This window comes from Streptomyces sp. 891-h (genome assembly GCF_022760275.1).
In the GTDB taxonomy this organism is placed as follows: Bacteria; Actinomycetota; Actinomycetes; order Streptomycetales; family Streptomycetaceae; genus Streptomyces; species Streptomyces spirodelae.
The window spans coordinates 3,546,481-3,572,731 of sequence record NZ_CP050693.1; the positions used below are offsets into that span (position 1 = coordinate 3,546,481).

23 protein-coding genes are annotated in these 26,251 nt (G+C 69.9%); 4 read left to right on the forward strand and 19 right to left on the reverse strand.

Features of this window, described 5'->3' with window-relative positions; genetic code table 11:
* Window positions 1-35: 35 nt before the first annotated feature.
* From HC362_RS15345 to HC362_RS15385, 9 genes are all read right to left on the reverse strand, one after another.
* Window positions 36-1,430, reverse strand: a complete 1,395-nt coding sequence (locus HC362_RS15345) for a DUF3560 domain-containing protein (RefSeq protein ID WP_243084528.1) — start codon at window positions 1,428-1,430, stop codon at window positions 36-38.
* 330 nt (window positions 1,431-1,760) lie between these two features.
* Window positions 1,761-2,183, reverse strand: a complete 423-nt coding sequence (locus HC362_RS15350) for a DUF6409 family protein (protein ID WP_243084529.1) — start codon at window positions 2,181-2,183, stop codon at window positions 1,761-1,763.
* Window positions 2,184-2,303: 120 nt separating this feature from the next.
* Window positions 2,304-3,158, reverse strand: a complete 855-nt coding sequence (locus HC362_RS15355) for a hypothetical protein (RefSeq protein ID WP_243084530.1) — start codon at window positions 3,156-3,158, stop codon at window positions 2,304-2,306.
* Between the two features lie 550 nt (window positions 3,159-3,708).
* The gene (locus tag HC362_RS15360) at window positions 3,709-4,344 is read right to left on the reverse strand and encodes a hypothetical protein (protein WP_243084531.1); all 636 of its coding nucleotides are present in this window, start codon (window positions 4,342-4,344) and stop codon (window positions 3,709-3,711) included.
* Between the two features lie 498 nt (window positions 4,345-4,842).
* Window positions 4,843-6,057 (reverse strand): hypothetical protein, encoded by a 1,215-nt coding sequence (locus tag HC362_RS15365; protein WP_243084532.1) that lies wholly within the window; start codon window positions 6,055-6,057, stop codon window positions 4,843-4,845.
* Window positions 6,058-6,190: 133 nt separating this feature from the next.
* The gene (locus HC362_RS15370) at window positions 6,191-6,613 is read right to left on the reverse strand and encodes a hypothetical protein (RefSeq protein WP_243084533.1); all 423 of its coding nucleotides are present in this window, start codon (window positions 6,611-6,613) and stop codon (window positions 6,191-6,193) included.
* A 66-nt stretch (window positions 6,614-6,679) separates the two neighbouring features.
* Window positions 6,680-8,458: a ParB N-terminal domain-containing protein gene (locus tag HC362_RS15375; RefSeq protein WP_243084534.1), complete on the reverse strand. Its 1,779-nt coding sequence runs from the start codon at window positions 8,456-8,458 to the stop codon at window positions 6,680-6,682.
* A 583-nt stretch (window positions 8,459-9,041) separates the two neighbouring features.
* Entirely contained in the window at window positions 9,042-9,449 is a 408-nt protein-coding gene (locus tag HC362_RS15380) for a hypothetical protein (RefSeq protein WP_243084535.1), read from the reverse strand.
* Between the two features lie 99 nt (window positions 9,450-9,548).
* Window positions 9,549-10,286, reverse strand: a complete 738-nt coding sequence (locus HC362_RS15385) for a DUF2786 domain-containing protein (protein ID WP_243084536.1) — start codon at window positions 10,284-10,286, stop codon at window positions 9,549-9,551.
* Window positions 10,287-10,825: 539 nt separating this feature from the next.
* Here HC362_RS15385 and HC362_RS15390 point away from each other — a divergent pair.
* Window positions 10,826-11,272: a hypothetical protein gene (locus tag HC362_RS15390; protein WP_243084537.1), complete on the forward strand. Its 447-nt coding sequence runs from the start codon at window positions 10,826-10,828 to the stop codon at window positions 11,270-11,272.
* On the forward strand, window positions 11,262-11,897 hold the full coding sequence (locus HC362_RS15395) for an HNH endonuclease (RefSeq protein ID WP_243084538.1): 636 nt from the start codon (window positions 11,262-11,264) through the stop codon (window positions 11,895-11,897). Before HC362_RS15390 ends, HC362_RS15395 begins: the two co-directional genes overlap by 11 nt.
* A gap of 782 nt (window positions 11,898-12,679) precedes the next feature.
* On the opposite strand, the gene HC362_RS15400 is transcribed toward HC362_RS15395, so the two are convergent.
* Both HC362_RS15400 and HC362_RS15405 read right to left on the reverse strand, forming a co-directional pair.
* Window positions 12,680-13,708 carry an alcohol dehydrogenase catalytic domain-containing protein gene (locus HC362_RS15400; RefSeq protein ID WP_243084539.1) on the reverse strand — a complete coding sequence of 343 codons (1,029 nt, stop codon included), beginning with the start codon at window positions 13,706-13,708 and terminating at the stop codon, window positions 12,680-12,682.
* Complete coding sequence (locus tag HC362_RS15405; RefSeq protein ID WP_243084540.1) at window positions 13,701-14,132, reverse strand: tautomerase family protein; 432 nt, start codon at window positions 14,130-14,132, stop codon at window positions 13,701-13,703. The genes HC362_RS15400 and HC362_RS15405 overlap by 8 nt, the downstream gene beginning before the upstream one ends.
* Window positions 14,133-14,213: 81 nt before the next feature.
* Here HC362_RS15405 and HC362_RS15410 point away from each other — a divergent pair, with 81 nt between their 5' ends.
* Window positions 14,214-14,798 (forward strand): TetR/AcrR family transcriptional regulator, encoded by a 585-nt coding sequence (locus tag HC362_RS15410; RefSeq protein WP_243084541.1) that lies wholly within the window; start codon window positions 14,214-14,216, stop codon window positions 14,796-14,798.
* 54 nt (window positions 14,799-14,852) lie between these two features.
* On the opposite strand, the gene HC362_RS15415 is transcribed toward HC362_RS15410, so the two are convergent.
* The 3 genes from HC362_RS15415 to HC362_RS15425 all read right to left on the reverse strand — a co-directional run bounded on the left by HC362_RS15415 (window position 14,853) and on the right by HC362_RS15425 (window position 16,972).
* Entirely contained in the window at window positions 14,853-15,329 is a 477-nt protein-coding gene (locus tag HC362_RS15415) for a hypothetical protein (RefSeq protein ID WP_019357899.1), read from the reverse strand.
* 117 nt (window positions 15,330-15,446) lie between these two features.
* Window positions 15,447-16,073: an NAD(P)-binding oxidoreductase gene (locus HC362_RS15420; RefSeq protein ID WP_243084542.1), complete on the reverse strand. Its 627-nt coding sequence runs from the start codon at window positions 16,071-16,073 to the stop codon at window positions 15,447-15,449.
* A gap of 53 nt (window positions 16,074-16,126) precedes the next feature.
* A complete protein-coding gene (locus tag HC362_RS15425) occupies window positions 16,127-16,972 on the reverse strand; it encodes an aldo/keto reductase (RefSeq protein WP_019357901.1) in 846 nt (281 codons plus the stop codon).
* 204 nt (window positions 16,973-17,176) lie between these two features.
* Here HC362_RS15425 and HC362_RS15430 point away from each other — a divergent pair, with 204 nt between their 5' ends.
* Window positions 17,177-17,842, forward strand: coding sequence for a DNA-binding response regulator (locus tag HC362_RS15430; RefSeq protein WP_243084543.1), 666 nt, complete (start codon window positions 17,177-17,179; stop codon window positions 17,840-17,842).
* Between the two features lie 67 nt (window positions 17,843-17,909).
* Here HC362_RS15430 and HC362_RS15435 read toward each other — a convergent pair whose 3' ends face one another.
* The 5 genes from HC362_RS15435 to acnA form a co-directional block, all read right to left on the reverse strand.
* Complete coding sequence (locus tag HC362_RS15435) at window positions 17,910-19,133, reverse strand: MBL fold metallo-hydrolase (protein ID WP_243084544.1); 1,224 nt, start codon at window positions 19,131-19,133, stop codon at window positions 17,910-17,912.
* Window positions 19,134-19,182: 49 nt separating this feature from the next.
* A complete protein-coding gene (locus tag HC362_RS15440; RefSeq protein ID WP_243084545.1) occupies window positions 19,183-20,268 on the reverse strand; it encodes an ABC transporter ATP-binding protein in 1,086 nt (361 codons plus the stop codon).
* Window positions 20,261-22,090, reverse strand: a complete 1,830-nt coding sequence (locus tag HC362_RS15445) for an iron ABC transporter permease (RefSeq protein WP_243084546.1) — start codon at window positions 22,088-22,090, stop codon at window positions 20,261-20,263. The genes HC362_RS15440 and HC362_RS15445 overlap by 8 nt, the downstream gene beginning before the upstream one ends.
* Before the next feature lie 63 nt (window positions 22,091-22,153).
* On the reverse strand, window positions 22,154-23,317 hold the full coding sequence (locus HC362_RS15450) for an extracellular solute-binding protein (RefSeq protein WP_279240103.1): 1,164 nt from the start codon (window positions 23,315-23,317) through the stop codon (window positions 22,154-22,156).
* 76 nt (window positions 23,318-23,393) lie between these two features.
* A complete protein-coding gene (gene acnA, locus HC362_RS15455; protein WP_243084547.1) occupies window positions 23,394-26,096 on the reverse strand; it encodes an aconitate hydratase AcnA in 2,703 nt (900 codons plus the stop codon).
* Window positions 26,097-26,251 lie beyond the last annotated feature (155 nt).

A 26,251-nucleotide genomic window follows, 5' to 3' on the forward strand; every position in this document is an offset into this window, starting at 1 on the left:
CGGCGCGCTCGGCCGCCGGGGCGGGCGGGGCGTAGTTACGCGGCCCCGCCCGGGGCCTGCGGGGCGCCGGTCCACTCACGGCGCGGGGTGATGCCCAGCTCGTTGAGGACCGGGGCGTGGCTGCCGTTGTCCCGGACCCATTCCCAGTCGGTGCCCTCGGTGCCGGGCCGGTCGGTCCAGGTGAGCATGTAGGAGCGGCCGGAGATGCGGGGGTCGCCGCACACTGCCTGTGCCTCACGGCGGGTCATCGCCCACAAGGCGCGCTTGCGGCGGCGCGGGGAGTTCTTCGAGGCGATCAGCACGAGCGCCATGCCGTCCAGCCAGCTTGTACCTTCGGCGGGGGCCGTTGCGGCGGTCGGCTTCCCGACCGGCACCGGTTCCTCGACCGCCGGGGACTGCTCGGCTGGTTCCTGCGCTTCGGTGGCCGGGGCCTGGGGTGGCTGCTGCATCTCGTCGGCGCTCTTACGTCCGGATACGTCGTTGTAGGGGGCGGTCCATGTCCAGTCGTCGTGCTGGTTGCCGGTGGCGCGGACGATGCGCTTGCCGGTGCCGTTGTGGATGTGGGGAATGGTCACGGACTTCGGGTTGACCCGCAGGACCTCGTACCAGGTACCGCGGTAGAGAACGAAGTCCCCGCGCGTGAAGTCGGCCCGCGACCACACCTTGAAGCCCTCGGCCTCAGCGTCCTTGATGACCTTCTCCCAATGGGCGATCTCCTCGGTCAGCTCCTGGTGCTCGATCTCCAGCTCCGGATCTGCCGGGTTCCGGGAGAACCCCTTGGCGGACTGGCCGCGCTGCCACTTCTCGACCGCGCGGAGGTCTGCTCGTAGCTTGTCCAGGCGGCGGAGGGTGCGGCCGGGGTCCTTCTTGAACTGCTGGTAGTTCGCGGCGGCTTGGGCCCGGCCGGTCCAGTGGGCGGCGCGGTCGCTCTCGCTGATGCTCTTGCGCATCGCGTCGTCCATCCGCGCGTGATCGCGGCGGGCGCGGCCTTCAGAGTGGTGACCGATGAGGATCGGTTGACCGAAGGCGAACCGCTCGGATATGTCGTGGCTCTTCTTCCACGCGGTCTCGGAGGACTGGGTGGAGCTGGCCGCGTACCCGCCGAACCGGTCTGCCCGGCCTTCGGCCTTCTCCTCCCGCTCCTGTTCGGCCTCGGTGAAGCTCCGGCGGTCGGCGTTGTCGACGGTCAGCGTGACCTCGACCCCCTTCTCCCGGAGTCGCTGCGCGAGGAGTTCGAGGGAGGGCGTGTAGGTGGCGTGGTCGCGGCTGTGCGGGAGGTACCAGCAGTCAAGGTTCCTGCTCCAGCGGAAGGGCTGGCGCTGGGTGCGACCGTACTCACGGAGTCGCAGGATCTCGGCCGATCCGTCGCCCCGGCTGGTCCCCTCGATCAGGGTTCCTTCTCGGCGGGTGTGGGTGATCTCGATAGTCACTGAACTGGTCTTTTCTGGTGAGAGTTTGTGGTCCAGCCGCAGGGCGGACCGTGCGTTGGCAGCGGCGCTGCACCACCGGCGCGGGCCGTGAGGGACGATCGGCTCGCGGGTAGTCGCGCCTGCGCGACGACAGGGGCAGTCGCGCCCCCGCGGGGCGCGTCCGCTGCGGTCCTGTGCCCGCCGTCGGTCGGCGGAGCCGCCTGCGGCGGAGTCGGCCGGCGGCGGGCACCGGACCGGACCTGTCCTGCCGCCCCGAAGGGGTGTCCGCTGGGGTGCTGGGGGCCTGCCGGTTCGGAGGGTTGCCCTCCCCCGGACCGGCGGGCCTGGGTGTCAGCTGCGGTGGAGTGTGTGGCGGGCGGCCGGGTCGGCGTCGGCCAGTCCGGTCCGCTCGCGCCATGCCTGGCGGACGGCGGCGCGGAGCGCGTCCCCGTCGTCGTAGGCGAACCGGCCCCGGCGCAGGCTGCGGACGATGTCGCGGAACGTGTCCTGGTGCATCGTGGTGAGCGTGTCGTCCAGCGGGGTCAGCTCGTGCGGGAACATCGCCTGGACGCTGTCGCCCGGCTGCGGGGCACCGAGGGTGAAGTACCAGACCACTGCCATGGTGGCCTCGTCCGCGAACTCCGGCCCGCCGAAAGGGCCGACGACGACGGCGGGGCGGGTGTCCTGCTGGTGGCCCCGGTGCCAGGGTCCGGCGATCACGAGCGTGGCGGTGGGGAAGTCCTGGACTGTGGGCTTCTGGTCGGTGGTGAGCATGTCGTATCCCTGTCTGGTGAGAGGTTCCGCCGGGGCCGGTCGGCCCCGGCGGGGGTGTCGGTCGGGGGGTTGCCCTCCCCCTTCCGATACCACTAATTAAACCATGTTCTTGGGTTCGGGTCAACCGGTCACGGCAAGTTCGCGGCGGCGCTCGGCGGCGGCCCGGACTGCACTTGCGATGGCGCGGCCGGTCTCGATGGCTCGTACGGCGGCCTCGTGAACCGGGGGCTTCCTGCCGTCGGTGATGATGCCCGCGAGCGGCGGCATGACGGCGGGGCCGGGTGCGATTCCGAGGATGAGCGCGGCGACGTGGGCGGCGGAGGCGACTTCCGCTTCGCGCTGCCCGTACACGGGTGCGTCAAGTTCGCTGATGCGCTGAAGCGCGGAGTTGTAGAGGTGGAGGCGGACGGCGTAGTCGCACTCCCCGTCGGCGTCGGGCACGCCGTCGGCTCCGGAGATGGCGGCCCAGACCTCTTCGACGGTGAACCGCGCGGGCGTGGGCGGCTCGTAGGCGTCGCCGTCGGTCTGGCTGATGTCGAAAACCGGTCCGGCCTTGAAGCCGGATACCTTGCGCGCCTCACCCCCGGCGGTCTCGTCGGCGGTCTCCCGCTGCCCGCCGTCGGCGGCTGCGGCCGTGGCCTCCTGGCCGCTCTCGGGCCGCCGCTTGATCGGTGTCCAGATACGGAGCGAGGTGGAGCCCTTGGCCGGGAAGCGTCCGACCTTCCGCCAGTCGCCGGAGCTGAGTATGTGGGTGGCGGTGGGGTGCTGGGCGGCGACGGCAATGCAGTTGGTGGGGCTGCGGTCGTCGCGGTCCGTGTGGGTGAGGTTCGCGGCCGTGCGCATGACGGCGACCCAGAAGTCTTCGCTGCCGACCATCGCGCCGTACGCGCGATCCATGACGGCTTCGAGTTCACTGCGCATCTTGGCGGAGTAGGCCCGGCGCTCTTCATCGGTCATCTTCGGCTTACGGGGCATATCGCGGTCCTCCTGGTGAGACATCGGCGCCCGGGGCCGACTGACCCTCGGGGGCGGTCGGGGGGTTGCCCTCCCCCTTCCGACACAAATAATTAAACCATGTTCTAGGATGGTCGGCAAGCCCTTAAATCCAGTACAAACCCGCCTCGTTGGACACGACACGATATGCGGCTATGACCTCGTCCTCTATCCGCGTCCAGCGTTCGAGGATATCGGGGGCAGTCTTCTTGTCGCTGGCCGCACACGTGGCCCTTCGCCACTCAATGGCGATTTTGAGTGTCCGGAGTTGGGAACGGGTCAGTTCCCACCGGCCGGAGTCCGGGAGTTGATCGCCGTAGGCCATCGCTACGGCGTTGTTGATGTGCTCGGTACCGGACCACACATTGTGTGCGGACTGGAGCGCAAGGGCGCGTTTGAGGGTGCACCGAAGGTGCGGGGCCTGCACGGTCCATTGCGGCTCGATAGTGAATACGTCGGCGCTCATCCTGGGGCCTTTCTGGTGAGGGGAGGGCGGCGCACTGGGCAGCGCGCCGCCGCAACGCACGGAAAATTAGAGGGCGTATCCGTCGACGTATTCGCCGCGCTCCCCCTCGGGGGTCTGGGCGTGGGGAAGGAATCGACTCACCGCGAATACGACGGCGTCGGCGATGATCCGGGGCGCGTCGTTGAGTACGAGACTCACGGTTTCGCCGTCGAGTCCGATACAGACTTCGCCGGGTTCAAGGTCCATGTAGACAAAGGCGGTTGTGCCGTCGATTCGGGTTCGCGCTCCGGGGAGTCGGGAGGAGAGATCGCGTGCGGTTTCCTCGACATTCCGGCGCATCTCTGCCTGCGCGCGGTTGTGTTCCTTCACGCTCTCGTGAACGTCACGGTGCCTGGGGATTAGGTCGGCGGCGGCGATCCGGGCGGCGATATCCGCGGGGGCCTCGCTCATGGCGGCTCGGACGCTGTCGCGCTCGCCCGCGCGGAACGGGTAGTCGGTGGCGGGGAATGCTCCTCGGATGTGCAGGTGGCCGGGGTCGTCGAACCGCTCGGAGAGGTGGAGTTGTCGGCCGTCAAGGTGGGTGAGGACGGCGGCGTGGTCCAGCTCCCGGACGCCGTGGCGCGCGGATTGCGGTCGCCAGTTCCCGCCGAGTTCGACGGCGATCGGGTAAACCAGCTCTGCGACGGTGAGCGGCGTAGTCATCTTCTGTCTCCTGGTGAGAAGTGTGCGGCGGCCGGTCGGCCTGCCGGTGCCGGTCGGGGGTTGCCCTCCCCTTCCGATACGATTAATTAAACCATGTTCCAGGGGGATGGGTCAACCCGGATACACACCCTGGCCTGCCCTTTTCCCGCGCCACCGGCCCGCACCCGCCCGGCCGGGCCAGGCCACAACCGATCCTGGCGGGGTTCCCTCCTCGGTCGGACAGCTCCGCCGTACCAGGGTTCCGGGCGCGGCGTCCAGGCTCGCGCAGCGACCGCGAAGCGGCCCGCCGGGACGCCGTGTCCGGGTTCCTGGTACGCCCCCGGGTGTCCGGCCGTGGAGGGAACCCCGCCTTCACCACCCGCACCACAACGACGCCGCACCCAACAGGCCAGCCCCCTCCCCCTCCAAGAGAGGACCCGCCGGAGGCACTGAACCACTAACGCCGGCCCAGCAGCCGGGGCCCGGCCGGGCGGCGTCCTGTCCGCCCGGCCGGTTTCCTCATGCCGCTACCGGCTCGCGCTCGATGACGCGGCACCGGGTGAGTACGGTCTGTGCGGTCTCGCGGTAGATGCTGTGGTCTTTGACCGTGCCGGTCAGCTCGACTTCATCGCCCTGGTCGGGGACCTCGGCGGCGGAACTGAACCAGACGAACACGTTCCCTTCGCGGTCCTGGAACTTCACCAACCGGCGGCGCTGGGTGTGGTAGCCGTATGTCCGCCCCTCCAGCTCGATCACGGTCGTGACGGTGGCGTTCGTGGAAATGCGCTCGCCCACGGCGCCCTGCGGCTTGGAATTCTGGGCGGCCCGCTCGGCGGCTTCCTTCTCCTGGTTGCGGTGCCATCCCGCGATGGCGGAGACAAGCGTCGGGAGGTGACGGGGGTCAACAGTTTCGCCCTTCGCCAACTGGGCCACCTTGTGGCGGTAGTCGGAGAGGCTGCCGTATCCCTGGACCGCCCACGCCCGGACGGCGGCGGCGGTGCTCGGCGCGTCCGGCTCGGCGTCAATCTCTGCCTTCCACTCCATCGGGGCCTTGCGGTCGAAGAAATACGCTTCGACGCCGTCGGCGGTCGGCCTGGTGTTCTTCCATTGCTCGGACCGGCTGTAGAAGCGGCCTTCGGCCTCCACGATGGCGGCGGTCACCCGCAGCACCTCAACCACCGGCACGCGGAGGTCGGCTGGGATACCGCCCTCGTCGCCGTCCCAGTCGGAGTCCTTCAGCGTGCCGAAGCGCCACAGGGCCTCAAGGCCCTTGATCGGCAATCCGGTGTACGGCTCGACGCACGTCGTGCCCAACTGCCGTATTTCGCCGTTCTCGTGGCGCGCGAGGTAGGTGGCGGTGCGATGGCGGGCGACGGCGCACCCGTGGCAGAAGTTCTCGATGGCACGGTACTGGCGCGCGGCCTCGGCGTCCTGCTCGGGCAGACCGGGAAACAGGCTGGTGATCGTCTCGCCCTCGTCGTCGTGGTCCAGGCGGGCAATGACGGTCCAGCCGTGGTGACGGGGGATGTCACCGGAGATGGTCACGGTGACGGTGGGCCGCTTGCCGATAAGGCGGCCGTCCACCTCGTAGTCGGCAAGGAAGGGCGCGGAGATGTCGAGCGTGTACGCGGTGAGCTGGTGGACGGCGGCGCGGGCGTTGGTGGCCTCGACAAGCTGACGGACGCGGGATTGGGCCGTGGCGGGGATGGAAAACCGCATGGCTGCGCTGGTCATCGTGGGTGCTCCTGCCGGTGAGAGAGGAATCGAGGGCCCCGGCCGGGCGGGTTGCCCTCCGCGTACGGCCGGGGGGCCGACTTGCGGCCCGTGTGTCGGAGGGGGATGTCGCCCTCCCCTCCGACACAATTAATTAAACCATGTTTTTGACCGTGAGGCAAGCACCTCGGCCGGGGATGTCGAGAGCGGCGCGGTCGCGGAGGAACGCGGCGAACAAGGCAGCGGTGTAGCTGTCGGCGGTGCCGTACGTACGGCGGCAGTCCAGCGCGCCGATGCGCTCGCCACGGTGGCGGACGGGGAACGGCTGGCCGGGGGCCGGGATGGCGAGCGCGTACAGGCCGCGCGGGGTGTCCACGCGCAGGACGACGGCGGCGGCCTGGTGGTCGTAGGCGGCGGACCAGCGGGCGGGTCCGATGCCGAACTCGGCGAGTCCCGATGCGATGGCGCGGGCCTGCATGATGTCGGCGGTGGTGCCGGGGTCGGGTGCGGTGGGGACGGGGAGGCATCCGCAACCGTGGTCCTCGACGTGGGTCTCGAACAGAGCTGTACGGGTCACTGTGGAGCTCCTGGGAAAGCCGGGGGCGGGCGGGTTCCCGCCCCCGGCGTCGGGTGGCTGAGGTGGTTAGGCGGCGGCTTCGTTGTCGCTCGACGGCTCGTCGGTCTCCTCCGTCTCCGGCTCGCCCGCCTCCTCGTCGGTGCCGGGCTCCTGCTCGGCCTCCGGCTCACTGCTGGACGCGATCGCAGCGCTGAGCTTCGTCTTCACCGGGTCGTACGGCTCGTCATCCGCCACGGCCTTCTCGATCGGCGTCAGCGGGTACCCCAGGGACTCCAGGACCTTGAACCAGCGGGCGGTGGGCTTCCGCGTCCACGGGGCGTGCTGGTCGTCAGTGCGCCATGCCGACCGGTTCGCGCACTTCTCCCGGACGGCTGCGATGGCCGCGAACTGGAGCTGAGGGGCCCGGCGGGGGTCCTTCGCGATGTGCTCAGCGAACCGACTCCGGTCCTCCGCCTGCTTGGCGCTCAGCCCGAGAAAGGCCGCCAAGATCTCGGTGGTGCCTTCCTTGTTCAGGTCGTCGGAGACTCCCCAAGTACCGCCTATGAGTGCCTCGTTGACGTGCTTGATCAAGGCGTTGGTGGTGTTCTTCGGGAGGGTGCGGCGCTTGATCAGGTCGGTGATCCACTTCCGGCGCAGGTCTTCGGAGGCGTCCCAGTCGACATTTCCCCTCTTGACGGCGGCGCGGGCTGCTCGCTCGGCCTCCTTCTGAGCGGTGGTCTTCGTGCCGCTGCTGCCGGTGCTGATACTCCCCAGCACCTCATGCCCGTACAGGCCGGGGGCGGTGCAGTACGGCTCGTACCGGTCGCCCCGCCGCTCGTCGAACACCCACACCTGCCCCTTGCACTCCGCGTGCTCCTCGGCGCTGATGCCGCGCAGCCGCCACACGGGCGTAGCCCGCTCGGACAGCTCCTCCGCGTCCCGGGTCTTCCGCCCGGCCGCCTCCAGCTCGGCGCGGTGAGCCTCGGCCTTGGTCCGCTTGTCGCGCTTGGTCCGTTCGACCGCAATGGCCCAGTCAACATCTCCGGCGTCGGCGTCGTCCTCGGCGGCGGCCTCGGTGATCTCGGCGAGCGCTTCGGGGTCGTCGGCGAATTCCGAGAGTGCGGCCAAGTGCTCAAACGTCCACTCATAGCCGCTCACGCCGGTGACAACGGCGTTCAGCTTCTCGTCAGACCTCACCTTGACGAGAGTCCGCACGTCCTTCTGCCGCACGCCTGCGGCCTTGGCGATGCGGCCGACCTGCGCGCCCGCTTCGGCCGCGCTGAACATGGCCTGGTTCATCTCGATCGCGGTGAGACCCTTGCGGTGCTGGGCGGTCGTGATCATGTCGAGGAACTGCCCGGCCGCGTCGCGGTCGTCCTCTTCCCACTCGTACGGCAAGTGGGTAAGGCCCGCGTCCTTCGAGCCGTAGAAGCGGCGGTTGCCGTCGTTGACCTGGAGGGCTCCCCCGTCAAGTCGTTGGATCTTGACGGGGATGCGGCATCCCTCGGCGCGGAGCGATTCCACAAACGGCGCGTTGATGTCGAGATCTTCGCGGGCGTTCTTCGGGTGCGGGGTGAGCGCGTCAATGCGGATGACGGGGCGGGGCGTGACGGGCACGGTCTCCAGCCCTGCGGCGACGGCGGCGGCCAGCCGCTGGAACCCGTCGATGATCTGCGGCACGTCGCCGTGGGTATGCACGACATACAGCGGCTCCATGACGCCGTTGCCCTTCACCTCGGCCAGCAGATCGGCCGGGGCCTCGATGTCGCGGACGTTGCCGGGGTGCGCGGCGAGTTCGGCGATCGAGAGGGTCGGCCACGGGACAGGGGCAGTCTGGACGTTGACCTGGGTCTTGGTGTTCGTCATCGATCCTTCTCTTCCTGGTGAGAGATTGCCGGGCCGTTGGACCCAGCGAGGGTGCCGGTCGGGGGGTTGCCCTCCCCCTTCCGACATCATTAATTAAACCATGTTATGGACGGTGGGGCAACCCGGGATGCTGTGATCACCGCTACTCGGGTGCAGGGCTGCGGCGGCGCGGATCTTCGCGGCGGCCTCAGCAGTGGTACGCCCCGGCTCGTCCCCCAGCTCCACAGCATGGTGCGCCGGTAGGCGTCCTCGGTGAGCCTCAGTTTTCGCAATCGGACGCCGGATGCAGGTCGGCCGTTGATGTGGTTGCTGAGCACCACAAGGGAGTCGAACAGGGAACGCTGGAAGATGTCCCACGGTTCACCGCGTACGGACCAGCGGGGCCGGGCGGAGCGCACGCCGCGCTCCCACGGGTGCAGCACGGCGCACGGGGCGGTGTCGCCCATACGGCCGGGCTGCCAGAGGTGGTCCCCCTGGTACAGGCCGACGCGTTCGATGTGGTCGGCGACGGCCGTGAGAATGCGGGCGGGGGTGGCCGCAATCCGGCGGTTAGGCATGGTGTTCTCCTGAAGAGCCGGGGCGGTCAAGAGCGTGTTGTAGAGGTGGACTTAGCCGCATTCGATAGGTCGTACAGGAGCGTTATGACCCTCTCCACGAAGGAGTTGGCACAGGCTTCTTCATCCTCTTGGTCGCGCTCGGCGTTCTCGGCGCGCGGGTCCGCATCGGCTTCCCACTCATCCAACAGGAACCGGACGCGCATCACGAACTCTCCTGGTATGGCGACGAGTTCAGACCTGTTTAGAAAATCCTGCCGTGCGGTGTCGTAGCTTTCGCCGTAGTAGTGGCCCTGCCACCATTCGGAGGGGTCGGGGCCGAAGGACTTCGGGATGATGCCGGTAACCCAGTCATCACCGTTGTGGAGCAGCACCGTACGCATGCCGGTCTGGTGGTTGGTGTGAAAGCTGAGCACTTCGTGATTGCCGATCTTCATAACGTGCCTCCGGGACGGCCTCAGAGTTGCGGGCGCGGCTGCTCGTGACCCGCCCCTGGGGCCGGGGCAGCGGTGACCGCCGCCCCGGCAGGGGACGGTTCAGCGGGTGAGGGCTCCGGAGGATGCCCCTCCGACGCGGGCGGTTTGGCCTATGTCGGCTCGATTGCCAGCAACACGTCCGTAGCCGAAACCGTCTGCGAGGCCCTTGCTGCGCTGAGTGCGAGTGCGGGGATACTCCGCGTGGAAATTGGCCTCGATGACCGCGGCGCGGTCAGCGAGAACGAGGGCACCACTGCGGCCAGTACCCGAGGTCTCCTGCCCGACAGCGTCGCGCGCCGCCCTCTCACTCTCTTCAAGGCGTTCGACAACTCGGTCGATGAAGCCGAGCTGCCAGGCGTGTCGCCACGCCTTGGGCTTCGTCACATTGGAGGGGACGCGTTGCGCGTCAAGGGCCCCATGCATCTGGAGTCGCAGTGACGCGTAGAGCATGTGGGCGCGGTGAATGTCGGACTCGTAGCCGAAGACGTGAACGCGGCGGGAATTGCCCACCTTGCCAAGGTGTATGGCCTGACATCCCACGGCTTCGGCAACGAAGCACAGAAGCCGGGTGCGGTGCATTGCCCAGGGGTTGTCCAGCTTGAAATGACGGTTGGCGGGAGCGTCGGTGGACGGGTCCTCGTCGGCGAGCATGGCCCGCTCAACGCCGTACTTGGCCATCATCTCGAACGCCCGCTTCCGGGCCAGCTCCGCTTCCGCCTCTGGCGTCCGGGCGTCCTCCGCCTTGGCAAGCAGAGCGCGGATGGTTTCGAGCTTGGCGGCTTCCTTGGTGGTGCTCACGCACATCCTCCTGGTGAGAGAGATTGTCAGCGGCCGGTCGGCCCGCCGGTGCCGGTCGGGGGTTGCCCTCCCCTTCCGGCATCATTAATTAAACCATGTTCTAGGAGTTGGGTCAACCCGAACACACGCTCTGCCCTGCTCATCCCTCACCCCACCGACCCGCACTCGCCCGGCCAGGCCCGGCCACAACGCACCTGGGCGGGGTTCCCTCCTCGGTCGGACAGCTCCGCCGTACCAGGGTTCCGGGCGCGGTGTCCTGGCTCGCGAAGCGACCGCGAAGCGGCCCGGCCTGGACGCCGTGTCCGGGTTCCTGGTACGCCCCTCGGGGTGTCCGACCGAGGAGGGAACCCCGCCCCCCAACCCGCACCACAACAACGCCGCACCCAACAGGCCAGCCCCCGCCCCCTCCGAGAGAGGACCCGCCGGAGGCTGTTCTCTGGTGGGCCGGCACCTGACGAACTGGTGGTTCGAGATGTCCGCGGACCTGTGTCTACGTTGCGCGCGACGAGCACTGATTTCGAACAGAACTGGGGGCACGGGTGAGCACCAATTCGGCAGGGCCGGTGAACGCGTCGGAGCTGCGGCGGCGGGTTCGCGCTGCTGAAGCACTGAAGGCGAAGACGCGCGAGATGGCCGCCGCGAACGCGCTGACCGCGCGAGAGGCCGCGGCGAAGGCGGCCAGGGCGAAGGAGGAGGCAGACGTCACCGCGCGGGAAGCCGCTGCTGTCGTCCTGCGGCTGTTCGACAACGACGCCGAGTTGGTCTCGGAACTGCTGGGCGTCCCGGCGGAGGAGCTGGAGCGGGAAGCGAAGCCTGTTACCGCCGCTCGGGCGAAGGTGGTCATCGAGGAGCTGCGGGCCCGCGCCGAGCGGCCCCGCTCCACCCGCACCCGTAAGCCTCGACCGGATGCGGCCGGCGCGGCTTCCTCGACCTCTGACACCTCGGTCCCGGCCGTGACGGACGACGGCCGGGCTGATGCCGCCTGAGCACGACTCCGGGCCCGGCCTCTTCCCGCTCTCGGCGGTGAACGGGACCGGGCCCGTTCACGTTGACGAGCAACTTTCGCTCATCGGCGAGCCAACGCCCGTCCGCATACCGCCTTTTGAGTGGACGGGCTGGCTGGCCGACGAGTCCGTACAAGCCCGGTACTGGGCGAAGGTCTACTGGACCCCGTCAACCGAGGACTGCTGGTTCTTCCTCGGCGGGATCTCCAGCACCGGCCACGCCAGCTTCAGGGCCGCGTCGCGGCCGGGCAGGACGCGCACGGGCACGGTGCCGGGCCATCTGTACGGATACCAGCTCGCGCACGGTGTGATCCCTCGACTCGGCTGGGGAACTGACAGCCCGACCGTCTGCCACACCTGCGACAACCATTCCTGCCAGCAGCCGACGCACCTGCGTCTCGGCACGGCGGCGGAGAACCGGGCCGAATGGCTGGCTCGCCGGCGCGACCCGAGCAGTCCGCTTGCTGACGTCCGCGGCCCGGCCAGAAGGTCCCGCGCCATCAGCGCCGCCATCCAGGCCGGCCGGAAAGGCGGGGAGTCCGTAGAGTCGATCAAAGCGCGCATCCGTACAGCGATCGCAGCGGGGCGACCTCTCAGCCTGTGGTGAACCTCGCCGCGGCCCGGAACCAAGACGGTCCTCGAAGCGCAGACGGGTGGCTTTATCGACGTCACACGAGAGCAGTTGTCGACGGCTGTCCCGTCTCAACGAACCGAGACGACCGCGGTTCGTCTCAGCGAATCCAGTCGCCGCAGGCTGGAGGGTCGGCGGCGCGGGTCCGCTCCACGGGCGGGTGTCTCAACGAAGTTAGTCGCTCCTGGTCAGCAGGTCGGGATCGACTGGGTTCGTTGAGACAGGACAACGGCGTCGGGAGGCGCTCGCCGGGCCCGGATCTCGATGTCGACGAGAACGGGAGTCTGCCGACGGTGGTGCATGCCCGGCCCATGAGTTCGTCGAGGAGCATGGCGCTGACGCCGCCGTGGACGTAGCCGGGTGGCCCTTCGTGGGGGATGCCGAGGCTGCATCGTCCGGTCAGGGTGTCTTCGGTGCGGGTGACGTGCATCAGCGGTGCGATCGGGCTGCCGGTGCCGGTGACTGGGCTGAACATCCGTACTCCGCCCGGGAATTCATCGACTTCGGGGATCTCCGATGGGGAGCGGCGTTGGCCGGTGAGCTGTTGGGTGAAGGCTCGGGTGTCCTCGGCCAGGCGGTGCAGGGTCTCTGGTGAGGCGGTGGTGCGGACGGTGGCGTCGACGAGCAGGCGCAGTTCGTGACCGAGGGCGGCGATCGCCCTCGGTGCGGGGCCAGGTCCTCGGCTGCCGGATCTTCGGTGGCGCTTGTCGTGGTGAGGGGCGTGTTCATCGGCTGTCTCTGTGCGGGGGTGTCGGTCGTCAGGGTGCGGTCGGGGGCGAAGTGGTGTCGCGTACGAAGACGGGTTTGAGGTGCTTCTCGGGGAGGGCGTCGGGGAGGTGGTCCCAGTCGAGGACGTGGGAGACGACGCGTTCGGGGGTGACGGTGCCGGAGGCGGCGAGGGCGAGGGCGTCGGGGAGGTGGCTGCGGACGTTGTCGCGGGCGATGCGCAGGGTGACGCCGGTGAGGTACATGTCGAGGAGAGGAAGTGCGCCGGGGCGGAAGTGGTTGCCCGCTGATTCGCAGATGCTTTCGGGTGCGAGGGAGTTGACGGCGAGGGCGAGCTGGTCGACGCGGCCGGTGGCCTCGACGGCGAGGTCGAAGCCGTGGCGGATGGGTTCGAGTGTCTCGGCGGTGCGGGCGCCGTAGCTCTCGGCGAGCTTGCGGTGTTCAGGGTCCGGGTCGACGTAGAGGATGTCGGAGGCGCCGAGGGCGCGGGCGATGTCGCAGACGTACAGGCCGATGCTGCCCCGGGCGACGACCAGCACCCGGGCTCCGGGGCGGGACTTGAGGTGCGGGGCGACCAGGCGCCAGGACAGGGACCAGTTGTCGCTGGCCGAGGCCATGGCAACCGGGTCGAGGCCGGTCGGCAGCGGGACCAGCATGGCGTCCGCGTACGGGACGTGGACCAGGTCGGAGAAGAGACCGCCCCAACTGCCGCCGATCGGTGCCCCGTACATCGCCATGTGCGGGACCGAGGTGCAGTGGGCGGTTAGTCCGGTGCGGCAGTTGTCGCAGGTGCCGCAGTTGATGGACCAGGGGACCACGACCAGGTCCCCGGGGGCGACGGTGGTCACCGCGTCGCCGATGTCGAGTACGCGGGCCACGCACTCGTGGCCGAGGGCGAAGGGCGGGGCTATGAAGCCGTGTCCGGCCAGGATCGCGGAGTCAACGTCGCAGGTGGTGGCGGCGACCGGAGCGACGATCGCCTCTCCCGCGGAGCGGACCTTGGGGTCGGGGGCCTCGCGCCACTCGGCGGTCCACCGGCCGGTGTAGGTCAGTTCACGCATCGGCCTGCTGTCCCTTCGCGGCGGCCACGAGGTCGGCGTAGCGGATGACGGAGCCGCCCGCACCCCACGTGCCGTCGGGCTGTTCGTTGACGAGGACCCACACCCGTAGCGCCTCGGTCGAGGGCAGTCCGGCCGCGGCGAGCACGGTGGCGGTGGTGTCCTCGACGAGGCCCGCCTTGCGCCGCTCGGACAGTGCGCCCTGCGGGACCGTGACCTCCGAGAGGAAGCGCGGCGCGTCGTCCTCGGCGGTGGTCTGCGCTCCTTCGGGCAGCTCGACGAGGTAGCTCCACGCCTGGGCGCGGAAGAAGGCGGTGTCCGGGGCACCCTCCCAGCGCAGCAGCACCGCGGCAAGGTCGCGCTGGATCGACGCGCGGCCCTGGTCGGTGAGGGCGCCGGCCGGGGCGGTCAGGCGGATCATGGGCATGGCAGCTCCTATGGCAGTCGTTATAGACGCTGGTCACGCTAGACTATGACGGACGTTATAGCCAGAGGGGAGTGCTCAGAGATGGTCAAGAGCAGTGCGCCGTCGCGCGAGCGAATCGTGGCCGGTGCCGCCGACATGATCAGCAGGCGCGGGCTGAGTGCGACGAGCATCCGAGAGATGGCCAAGCACGCCAAGGCGCCGCTCGGCTCGACGTATCACTACTTCCCTGAGGGCAAGCAGCAGTTGGCGACCGAGGCCGTCCGTTTTACGGGCGACTGGGTTGCGCGGAGTCTGCGCAAGGAGCTGGAGGCGGGTCCGGCGGCGGGACTGAGCGCCTTCCTGGTGCTGTGGCGGAAGATCGTCGTCGAGAGCGGCTTCCATGCGGGCTGCCCCGTGCTGGCCGTGGCCATCGAAGAGCCGCCCGCCGATGAGGTGCCACCCGCCCTGGCCGCAGCGGCCGAGGTCTTCGAGCAGTGGGAAGCCCTGCTGGCCGACTCGCTGAGGGCGCACGGCGCCGAGCCGGAACAGGCCGCGCAGCTCGCGACGCTCATCGTCGCCGCGGTCGAGGGCACGGTGGCCATGTGCCGCGCCAAGCGCAGTACCGAGCCGCTCGACCGCACCGCCGAACAGCTACAGGCCCTCATCGCCACCGCGACCGGGAACTGACCGGGGCCGGAGACTGGCCGGGGTCGGGGTGGATGGCCCGGCCCCGGCCTGCGCTCACGCCCCGAGCGCGGCGCGGATCGCCTTGGCCTTCTCCTCGGTGAACACGCCGCTTTCGAGGAGGGAGAGGATGGACTGTACGCCACCGCTGGAGCCCCAGCTTCCCTCGTCGATCACGCGGAAGTTGACCCACCAGGCGGGCGACGGCTTCGCCAGGCCGCAGGCGTCTGCCAGCGCCGCCAGGAGACGCTCGATGACGGCGGTCCTGACCTCCTGACGCCAGTCCCCGTCCATCACCGCCACATCGATCACCATGATGTCGGCCTCCGGGCCGATGTCCGCGACGAGCCGTCCGCCGATCGCTATCATGTCCGGCTCGCGCTCGACGAAATGCACCTGGAATCCGACCCGCGCGGGCGGGGCGAACTGCCCGACCTCGGGTACGAGGACCGCGTCCGTCAGGGTCCCGGCCAGCTTGCGGCGCCGCTCCAGGCTCAGGCGGCCCTTCGAGGTGTTCACGGTGATGATCGTCACGACGTTCCTCCTATGACAGTTGTTATAGGCGACGTCAGATTACACCCGTCTATAACGCCTGTCATAAGCCGATGGCCTGGTCTTCGAGCGGCGCGTCGTGGGGGCGCAGCACCCCGTTCAGTCGGAGATCACGGCGGTGCGGTGGATCCACTCTGTGCTGTGCACCGCCTGGTGCATGAAGGCGGCGACGTCCGCCCGGCTGATTGTCGGGTTGCCCTTCATCGGGAGCCGGTCGTCCGCGCTGTAGGCGCCCTTGGCGGGGCCGTGGGTCAGCCGGGTCGGGTAGACCACGGTCCAGTCCAGAGCGCTGGAGCGGATGCGCTCGTCCGCGATCTCCTTGTCGGCGTAGATCGACCGCAGCAGCGTGTTGTAGATCAGCTTCTGTGCCGGACTCGACCACTTGAGGGTGTGGCCGACACCGAACGACGACAGCCACACCAGGCGGGAGATACCCACGTCCCCGGCCGCGCCGAGTACGGCGGCCGAGGCGCGTGTGAAGAGGCCGTCGGCGCGCACCGAGCTGCCCCTGCCGAGCGCGGAGACGATCGCGTCGTGACCGGCCGCCGCGGCTGCGACGTCGCGTTGCGAGGTGGCGTCGCCGGTGACCGCGGTGATCTGTTCGGCCAGGTCGCCCAGGCCGGCCGGGTTGCGGACCAAGGCCGTGACCGAGTCACCGGATCGCAGGGCCAGGTCGACGAAGTGGCGACCGGTGGGGCCGGTCGCGCCGAGGATGAGCAGCTTCATGACGGGGGCTTCTTTCGGGTACTCGGGCACGAGATCAGGCGAGGGCTCGGGGGTCAGCCGAGGTCGGCGAGGTCCTGCTCGGTGAGGGTGAGCGAGGCGACGGCCATGTTCTCCTCCAGGTGGGAGAGGGATCCCGTGCCGGGGATGGCCAGGGCCACCGGGGAGGAGGCCAGCAGCCGGGCCAGGCCGATCTGCGGGACGGTGGCGCCGTGCCGGGCCGCGACCTCGGCCAGACCCTTGTCATCGACGTTCCGGCCACCGCCCACCGGGAAGAACGGCACGAAGGCGATACGGGCCTCCTCACACGAGGCCAGGAGGTCCGCCTCGCCGCTCCCGGCGGCGAACTGGTTCTGCACGGCGACGACGGGCGCGATGGCGCGCGCCTCCGTGAGGTGTCGGGCGTCGACGTTGCTCAGGCCGAGGTGATGGATCAGGCCCTCCTCGCGCAGTGCGGCGAGCGCCTCGAAGCGCTCGGCCAGCGACTCGCCGTGCGGGGGTGCCATGGCCCCGATGCGGAGGTAGACGAGGTCGAGGCGGTCGAGGCCCAGGCTGTCCAGGTTGGCCTCGACGAGGCCGCGCATATCTGCGGCAGTGCCGTGGGAGAAGCCGTCCGATCGCACGATGGGGCCCACCTTGGTGGCGATGACCAGGTCGGACGGGTAGGGGTGCAGCGCCTCGCGGATCAGGGTGTTCGCCCGGACCGCGGCGTTGTCGCTGACGTAGAAGTCGGCGGTGTCGAGGTGGTTGACGCCGAGTTCGACGGCGCGGCGCAGGACCGCACGGCTGGTCTCCGGGTCGCGGGCGGGACCGCCCATGCCGTCCTTTGAGGGCAGGCGCATCGCGCCGAAGCCGAGCCGATGGACATCAAGGTCGCCGCCGAGGCGGAACGTGTCGTTCATGGCGCCAGTCTGCATGGCCCGGCTTCGGCTGCCGAGGCCGTGACACGTTGCTGCCACGCGCCGCCGTGCGCCCCCTCGTGGACGCTGACTCCGTGCCCCCTGGATGCTGGCCACGTGCCGCGTGAACGGTGCCGAGCCCCGTGGACGGTGTTCACGCGCCTCATCAACCGGCCCCGCGACCGGCGCCGCGCGCACAATGGGCGTATGACACAGTTCCTGGAGCTCACCGGTGATCTCGAGCTGTGGGCGCGGATCAAGCCCTTGACGGAGTCGTACGAAGCGGAATGGGTAAACGTCGCCCGCGACCTCGACACCTGGCCCGGCGCTCGTGAGGCGGCCCGCCGCACGATGCGGCGTGACGCGGCGGCCCGCGCCCGCAAGCTGTACAGCCCCGCCGTGCTCGCCGACGAGCGCGACCGGGAGGCCCTGAGCGAGATGGCCGCCCAGGGCATGCGGATCCGCATCTCCGCCACCCCGCTGTCCCGCGGGACCGTCTTCATCGACCGGCGAACCATGATCCTCACCGGCCCCGTGCCCTCCGCCCCGCCCGCTCCCGGACACCGCAGGTACACCATGAGTGCCGCGCCTGCCCTGGTCGACGGGGCGTACGCGCTGTTCGAAGCCGCTTGGGAGCACGCCATCGACCTCGACGTCTTCCTGGGAGCGAGGCGGCCCCGGACCGACGCGAAAGCCGGCAGGGTCCTGCGGGCCCTGTCCTCCGGCGCCACCGACGAGGCAGCCGCGCGGGAACTCGGCATGTCCCTGCGCACCTACCGCCGTCGGGTCGCCGACCTGCTCGTCGTCCTGGGCGCGGACTCCCGCTTCCAGGCCGGAGTGCGCGCCGGCGAACTGGGCCTGACCCGCGACTGATCACCCCGGCCGGCTGTCGGCCGCGGGACCGGCAGGCTACGAACCGGCAGGGCGCGGTACCCGCCCGCTACATCGCCTTCCACGTCCCGTCGAGGAGCCGCTGCGCCAGCGCCCGGTGCGCGGTGCCGAAGATCTCGATGTGCCGCTGTACCCCGGCGACACCCATGAGGAGAGGGTTGGGGGCGGACGGGTCGGCCTTGAGGGTGCGCAGGTGGCTGAAGGCGGCGCCCTGGTAGGCGTGGGTGTTGATGAACGCGTCCGCGCCCTCCTGGGCGGCCAGGCCCTGGACGAAGTCGGACGAGATGGCGTACTGGGAGGCGGCGTCGGCGTTGTCGTTGCCGCTCCACACCACCACCTTGCTTGTCTTTCCCCGGTGTTCGACCGGGACGATGACGGTCATCTGGCCCTCGGTGTGTCCGGGCGCGAGGGCGGCGACGGCCGCGGTTCCGGGCGCGATCTCGATCCGCTCCATGCCGACGGTGTGGCCGGGATACGCCTTGATCTGGATGTCGATACGGCTCGGGAGGACCGCCAGCTTCGCCTTGTACTCCTCCTTGGTGTACTCGTCGCGGTGGGCGCGCAGCTCGGCGCGGGCCTTGGCGACGTACTGGGCGTCGGGCTGCCCCATGACGAACTTGGCCGTGGGCGCGTACCGGTCCCGGATGAGGTTGGCGCCGCCGGTGTGGTCGACGTGGCGGTGGCCTATGAAGACGTAGCGGATCCGCCTCGGGTCCAGGCCCGCGGCGGACGCCTGGTCGAGGAACTGGGTGCGCATGTCGTCGGGGGTGGTGAGGGAGTCGAGCATGACCAGGCCGCCGTCCGGGGTGCGGACGATGACGAGGCCGGTGAAGTCGGTGCCGAAGTACCAGGCGTTGTCGAGGAACTGGACGCCGCCGGCGGGCATGGGCCTGATGTGGTTCTTGTAGAGGAAGCCGTTCGGGGAGACGAAGTCCTTGGTGGGGTCGGGGAGTGCGTCGACGGGCTGGCCGGTACCCGCGTCGCCGATGCCGCGGTAGCCGGTCTGGCACCACACGCGGTACTGCCAGCGGATGACGGGGTTGTCGTCCACCTCCGACAGCGCCTTGGCCGCCGTGTCGTACGCCTTCGCCAGCGGCTTGTCGGGCGCGAGCGGCCCGCCCCAGGGGACGTCGGAGCCGGCTGCCGCGGGCGTGGCCGCGGTGGTGGTTGCTGAGGCTGTGGCTGCGGTGGCCGTGGGTGCGGCCATGCCGAGCGCCGTCGCCGCCGCACCGAACACGGCGAGGTGGGTGAACTCGCGTCTGCTGTACGTCATTTCTCCTCCTGCGGAACGGTGCGGCGGGACGGGCGGTGCTGGGTGCTGGTCAGGGGGCTGCCGGATAGAGCAGGCAGTCCTCGGGGCGGATGAGCAGGCTGAGATCGCCGTCGGTGTGGCGTACCGGGCTCTCGGCGTGGATGCGCAGGTCGCCGACGGTGAGCTCGTACTCGAAGCGGGCTCCGGTGTACGAGCACTGCTCGACCTTGGCGCGCAGTACGTTGACGGCGCCGTCGTGCGGGGCGTCCGCGCGGGCGGCGAGGGTGATGCGCTCCGAGCGCAGGCCGACAGTCGCGGACGTCCCGGCGGGCGCGGTGCCCGCCACCTTCAAGTGCTGGCCGGTGGAGCCGAGTTCGACGCTCACGACCTTCCCGTCAGCGGCGCCGACCCGGCCGTCCAGGAGGTTGCAGCGGCCGATGAAGCCCGCGACCTCCGGAGTGGCGGGGGTCTCGTAGATCTCCGTCGGGGTGCCGACCTGCTGGAGACGGCCGTGCATGAAGACGGCGATGCGGTCGGACAGGGACATCGCCTCGACCTGGTCGTGGGTGACGTAGACCGTGGTGATGCCGACCTCGCCCTGGAGCTGCTTGAGCCAGATGCGGGCCTGGTCGCGCATCTTGGCGTCGAGGTTGGACAGCGGTTCGTCGAGGAGCAGGACGCCGGGCGAGTAGACGATGCCGCGGGCGAGAGCGACGCGCTGCTGCTGGCCGCCGGAGAGCTGGTGCGGGTAGCGGTCACGCAGGTGCGCCATGTCGACCTTGGCGAGGGCGTCGTCGATCAGGCGGCGCTGCTCGTCCTTGGCGACCTTGCGGAGTTTGAGCGGCAGGGCGAGGTTGTCGGCGATCGTCATGTGCGGCCACAGCGCGTACGACTGGAAGACCAGGCCAAGATTGCGGCCCTCGGGCGGCACCGTGTTGCGCGGCACCCCGTCGTAGAAGGTCCGGTCGCCGACGCGGATGGTGCCGGAGTCTGGGGTCTCCAGGCCCGCCACGCAGGACAGGGTGGTGGACTTGCCGCAGCCGGACGGGCCGAGCAGGGTGAAGAACTCTCCGTCGGCGACGGCGAAGTTGATGTCCTCCAGGACGGTCGTCCCGTTGAAGGACTTCTTGAGGTTCTCGACGGCCAGCTCAGGCATGGGTCAGCTCCTTCGGGTTCGTGCCGGCCGTGACGGCCTGGGTTGCCTCGGCCTTGGCGGCCGTCTTGTCGCGCAGCAGCAGTCCGGCGAGGCCGGCGACGACCGCCGTGACGGCGATCTGAAGGGTGGCGAGCGCGGCCACCGAGCCGGTCTCTCCCTGCGTCCACAGGTCGATCGCGGTGGTGCCGATGACCTGGGACTCGGACCCGGCGAGGAACATGGCGGGCGCGTACTCGCGGATCATCTGCGTCCAGATGAGCAGGAACGAGGCGAGCATCGCGGGGACGAGGAGCCGGATCAGGATGCGCGAGACGGTGCGCCACCAGTCGGCCCCGGCGACCCGGGCCGCGTTGTCGAGTTCGGCACCCAGCTGCATGGTCGCCGGTGAGATCGCCCCGTACGCGGACGGCAGGGCCCGTACGCCGAAGGCGATGATCAGCGCGATGAGCGTGCCGCGTACGGCGTCGCCGCCGGGCATCCACGCGAAGGCCCAGAAGAAGCCGATGCCGACGATGAGCCCTGGCACGGCGTGCGGGGACTGCGCGGTCGTCTCCAGGAGGCGGGCGAAGCGGAAGTCCGAGCGGCGCGCGACCAGCACCACGAGCGTGCCGAACACGGTCACCGCGACCGCGCCGATGAGGGCCACGGTGATGCTGTTGGTGATCGACTCGGTGTACGGCGCGTACGCGAAGACCAGCTTGAAGTTGTCCAGGGTGAGCAGCGAGAACGGGTTGACCAGCGGGGTCAGCAGCGAGGTGAACGCCCGCAGGATCAGGGCGAGCAGAGGCAGCAGCGCCCCGAAGACGACGTAGATCCCGACGAAGGCGAAGCCGAGCCACTTCCAGCGGCCGATGTCGAGCAGATGCGAGCGCGACGCCTTGCCGCGCACCGACACGAACCGCTGGGCGTGCTTGAGTAGCCGCGACTGGACGACGACCAGGCCGATGGTGGTCAGCAGCATGAAGGTGGCGGCGGCGCCGAGCAGGCCGTAGTCCGGGCTGATGGAGTCGATGCCTTGGTCGTAGAGGAAGTTGGAGAAGAGCGTGATCCCGGCCGGTTCACCGAGGATGAGAGGGATGGAGAGGGTCTCCACCGACGTGCCGAAGATCAGCAGACCGGCGTAGAGCATCGGCGGACGCAGCATCGGGACGACGACCGAGCGCAGGATGCGGAAAGGCCCGGCGCCGACCGTGCGGGCGGCGTTCTCCAGTGAACTGTCGGATGCGGCCAGGGCGTTAGCGCAGAACAGGTAGGCGATCGGGACCTGCGCGACAGCCTCGACGAACGCCATGCCGGGCAGCGTGTACAGGTTCCACGGCACCCAGCCGAACGCCTCGCGGACGGACGTGGTCAAAAACCCGGCGGGGCCGTAGACGACGATCCAGCCGAAGGCGAGGACGAGGGGCGAGATGTAGATCGGCCAGCGCAGCACCTGGCCGAACAGGCGGGCCGCCGGAAAGCGGGTGCGCTCCAGGAGTATCGCCATCGGCACCGCGATGACCAGTGCGAAGAGCGTGGTCAGCGCGGCGAAGAGCAGCGTGTCGAGGATGATCGAGCCGAAGCCCGCCTCGGTGAACAAGTGGGTGTAGTTGGAGAGGGTGAAGGCGCCGCCGGCCGCGTACAGCGGCTGGTTGCGGATCGACTGGTAGAGGATCGGGATCACGGGTGCGAGCACGAGCGCGGCGGTGATCAGGAACGTCAGCCAGTGGATGGTCACTTCACGCCCGGCGCCGAACAGGCGCCGGTACTGCGGCGTGCCGAGGTCGCTGGCGCGCGGGGCACTGCGGGGTGGCGTGGGCGCCACGGGATTCTGGATGGCCATGGGGACTCCGTACGAACAGGCCGATGGGGAAGAGAAGGTGGGAGGTCTTGGCGAGGGGCGGGGTCAGCCCACCGCCTTCTCCCAGCGCGTCACGTACGCCTCCATGACGTCCTGCGGCACCTTCTTGGGCCGGTACAGATGCACCTGGTCCGCGCCGAGCCTGCGCTGCATGTCCTGGAAGCTGTCCATGGCGTCCTGGCGGACCCCCGGCCGGTAGGGCGACAGGCCCCCTTCGGCGACGGCGGCCTGTCCGCGGGCGGAGAGCAGGAAGTCGAGGAAGAGCCGGGCGGCATTGGGGTGCGGCGCGGTCTTCACGATGGACGCGGCGCGCGGCATGATGACGGTGCCCTCGGCGCAGTAACTCCAGCCGAGCAGGCCGCCGCTCTTCTCGGCGGCCGGGATGGCCACGCCGCCGCTGAGGTTGATCGACACGTCGTACTCGCCGGAGACGACCTTCTCGACGAGGGTGCCGGAGGAGTGGTCGGGGCGGGTGAAGGGCAGCACGCGGCGGAAGGTGTCCCAGCCGCCGGGGACGTTCGCCGTGTAGCCCTGGTTGCTGGCGTAGCCGTAGGCGTTCGTCGGGTCGTACACGCCGATCTTGCCGCGGAACCGGGAGGGCTTCGCCTCCACGATGTCCGCCAACGACCGCAATCCTTTGGGGAATTGGGACGCGTCGAGGGTCTTGCGGTTGTAGATGAGCGTGACGGCGTCGGTGGACATGGTCCACACGCCGGGCACCAGCTCCGCCCAGCCGGGCAGATGGTCCTTCTCCGGCGAGCGGTAGTCGGAGGCGACGTTCCGGGCCGCGTAGTCGCCCCACAGCGGGCCCGCGTTGTTGGCGAGCAGGTCGACGGGGGACCTGCCGGTGGCGGACTCGCTGTAGTAGCGCTCGTAGACCGCCGAGCCGCCGAGGTTGGTGGCGCGGATGTCGGACAGCCAGGGGTAGCGGTCACTGAACGCGTCGAAGACCGGCTGCCAGTTGGTCTGTGAGGTGTTGGAGTAGATCAGGATCTTCTCCTCGCGCCGCGAGGCTTCGACGATCTTGTCGTACGAGGCCGGGTAGTACGCGGGGGCCTTGGGTGCGGCGGCGTTCGCCTCGTCGGCGGTGCAGGAGGCCAGGGCCCCGCCCAGGGCGGCGAAGGTCCCGGCGGCAGCGGCTGTGCGCAGGACACGACGGCGGGAAGGGCGGGCGGGGCGAGGTGGGGACGGTGGTGGCGTCGGAGACATGGCGGCTCTTCTCGTAGGGAGCGCGACGGCGCTGTCAGCTGCGACTTCGAGAGGGGGGTGGCAGGGGGCGTCGGGGTTACGGGGCGGCGACGGCGCGGCGCATCACGTACGGCAGGATTCCGCCGTGCCGCAGATACGCCAGCTCCTGGCGTGAGCTGAGGCGTAGCCTCAGCCGGGCGGTGGTGCGGGAGCCGTCGGGGCGGGTGAGGTGCAGGGCGACGGGGTTGGTGCCGACGTGCAGCGCATCGAGGCCGCCGAAGGCGAGTTCCTCCTCACCGGTGAGGCCGTACGCGGATGCCGTGTCGCCGGGTTCGAACTCCAGCGGCAGTACGCCCATCCCGATGAGGTTGCTGCGGTGGATGCGCTCGTACGACTCGGCGATCACCGCGCGGACGCCGAGCAGCGCCTGCGCCTTGGCGGCCCAGTCGCGGCTGGAGCCCGCGCCGTAGTTGCGGCCCGCGACGACGACCAGGTCCAGGCCGGCCGCGCCGTAGGTGGGTGCGGCTTCGTGTACGGGGAGGACCGCGGAACGGTCGGCGGTGTACGCGTGCCCGCCCTTGAACGTCTGTGCGGACGGCAGGAGTTGATTGCTCACGGCGGCGTTGCTGAACGCGCCGCGCAGCATCACCTCGTGGTTGCTGCGCCGCGTGGAGTACTGGTTGAGGTCGCGCCGGGCGACGCCGCGCTCGGTGAGCCAGTGTCCGGCGGCGCTGCGGGCCGGGATCGCGCCGGCCGGTGAGATGTGGTCGGTGGTGACGTCGTCGCCGAGGTGCAGCAGCGCCTTGGCCCGGTCGATACGCAGTCGGCCCGGTGCATCGGCGGGCAGGCCGGTCAGGTGCGGAGGGCGCCGGATGTAAGTCGACTCCGGGTCCCAGCGGAAGCGGACGCCGTCCGGCGCCTCGATGTCGCGCCACGCCTGGGTGCCCTCGCGCAGCCGGGCCGCGTTGGCCCGGAACATCGCGGGCCGCACGGCCGCGGCGACGCGCGCGGCGACCTCCTCGTCGCTGGGCCACAGGTCCTTGAGGAACACCGGCGTGCCGTTGGCGGTGCTGCCGAGCGGCTCGCGCTCGAAGTCGTGCCGGATCGACCCGGCCAGCGCGTACGCGACGACGAGCGGCGGTGAGGCGAGGTAGGAGTGGGCGACGCGCGGGTTGACGCGGCCCGTGAAGTTGCGGTTCCCGGACAGGACGGCGACCGGGTCGGCCCCGCCGTCGGCGGCGACCTGCTCCAACTCATCTTGCAATGGGCCCGAGTTGCCGATGCACGTCATGCAGCCGAAGCCGACGATGTGGAAGCCGGTCTCCTCCAGCGGGGTCAGCAGTCCGGCCTCGCGCAGATAGTCCTCGACGACCCGTGAGCCCGGCGACAGCGACGTCTTCACCCACGGCTTCGCCGTGAGCCCGGCCTCCCGCGCCCGCTCGGCGACCAGCGCCGCCTGCACGATCAGCGACGGGTTCGCGGTGTTGGTGCAACTGGTGATCGCGGCGATGGCCACCGGCCCCTCGGGCAGCGGCTCACCGGCGACCGTCACCGGTGCCCGACCGGTGGCAGCGGGCCGGAAGGAGTCGGGCACCTGCGACAACGACAGCCGCTGATGCGGCAGATCGGGCCCGGCCAGGCTAGGCTCCACCATCGACAGATCGAGCTCGATCAGGTCGTCGTAGCGTGGCTCAGGGCTGTCAGCGATCCGCTTGAGCCCCTGCGCGCCGAGATAGGCGTCGACGAGCCGTACGTGCTCCTCGTCCCGGCCGGTGAGGCGCAGATACGCGGCGGTCTCGTCGTCGTAGGGGAAGTAGACGCAGGTCGCCCCGTACTCGGGCGCCATGTTGGAGACCGCCGCGCGCTCCGCCCAGCCGAGCGCCGCGACACCGGGCCCGCAGAACTCCACGAACTGGTCCACCACACCCTGTTCGCGCAGGAGTTGGGTCAGAGTAAGGGCCAGGTCGGTGGCGCCGACACCGGAGCGCAGCCGCCCGGTCAGCCGGACGCCGACCACGCGCGGGAACGGGATGGTGACCGGCTCGCCCAGCATGGCGGCCTGCCCTTCGAGCCCGCCGACGCCCCAGCCGACGACGCCCAGGGCGTTGATCATCGGGGTGTGGCTGTCGGTGGCGACGAGCACGTCCGGGTGCAGCCACGGCAGACCGCCGCCCTCTGCCGGGTCGTCCTGCTGCCAGACGACGCGGGCCAGGGTCTCCATGTTGACCTGGTGGATGATGCCCGTACCCGGCGGCACCACGCGGAAGTTGCTGAGGCTGCGCTCGGCCCACTTCACGAAGGCGTACCGCTCGGCGTTGCGCCGGAAGTCGATCAGCAGATTGCGCTCGACGGCGTCGCCGTGCCCGTACTCCTCGACGATGACGGAGTGGTCGACGGTCAGGTCCACGGGTACTGCGGGCTGCAACTGCCCCGGATTACCGCCGAGTTCGGCGACGCTGTCGCGCAGGGCCGCGAAGTCGGCGAGCGCGGGCAGGCACGTCGTGTCGTGCAGCATGATCCGGTTCGGGTGCACCGGCACCTCGCAGTCACCGTGGCCCGCCCGGATCCGGTCGAGTACGGCGCCGAGCGCGGCCGGAGAGCGACGAGCGACGTTCTCGACCAGCACTCTGACCGCGTAGGGCAGTTCGGCGAGCTGCTCGGCCGGCAGCAGCCGGTCCAGCGGTAGATGGCGGTACGCACGACCGTCGACGGTGAGGACGGCGGTGACGGATGCGCCGGGCACGTCAGCGCATGCATCGGTGGCTGCGGCCGCGAGTGCGGCGGTGTGGTCTGTGCTCATGATCCCTGCTGTGGTTCAGGCGCGGGCGGGTCCACGGGCGCACGCCGGGTGCGCCGGGCCGTCAGTATTGTCCTGCGCTGCCGATTAATACAATGGTTGGAGCGAGGAATCTGTCGCGGCGTGAGAGCGGGGAGGGTGAGTGCTCGGGCCGGGCG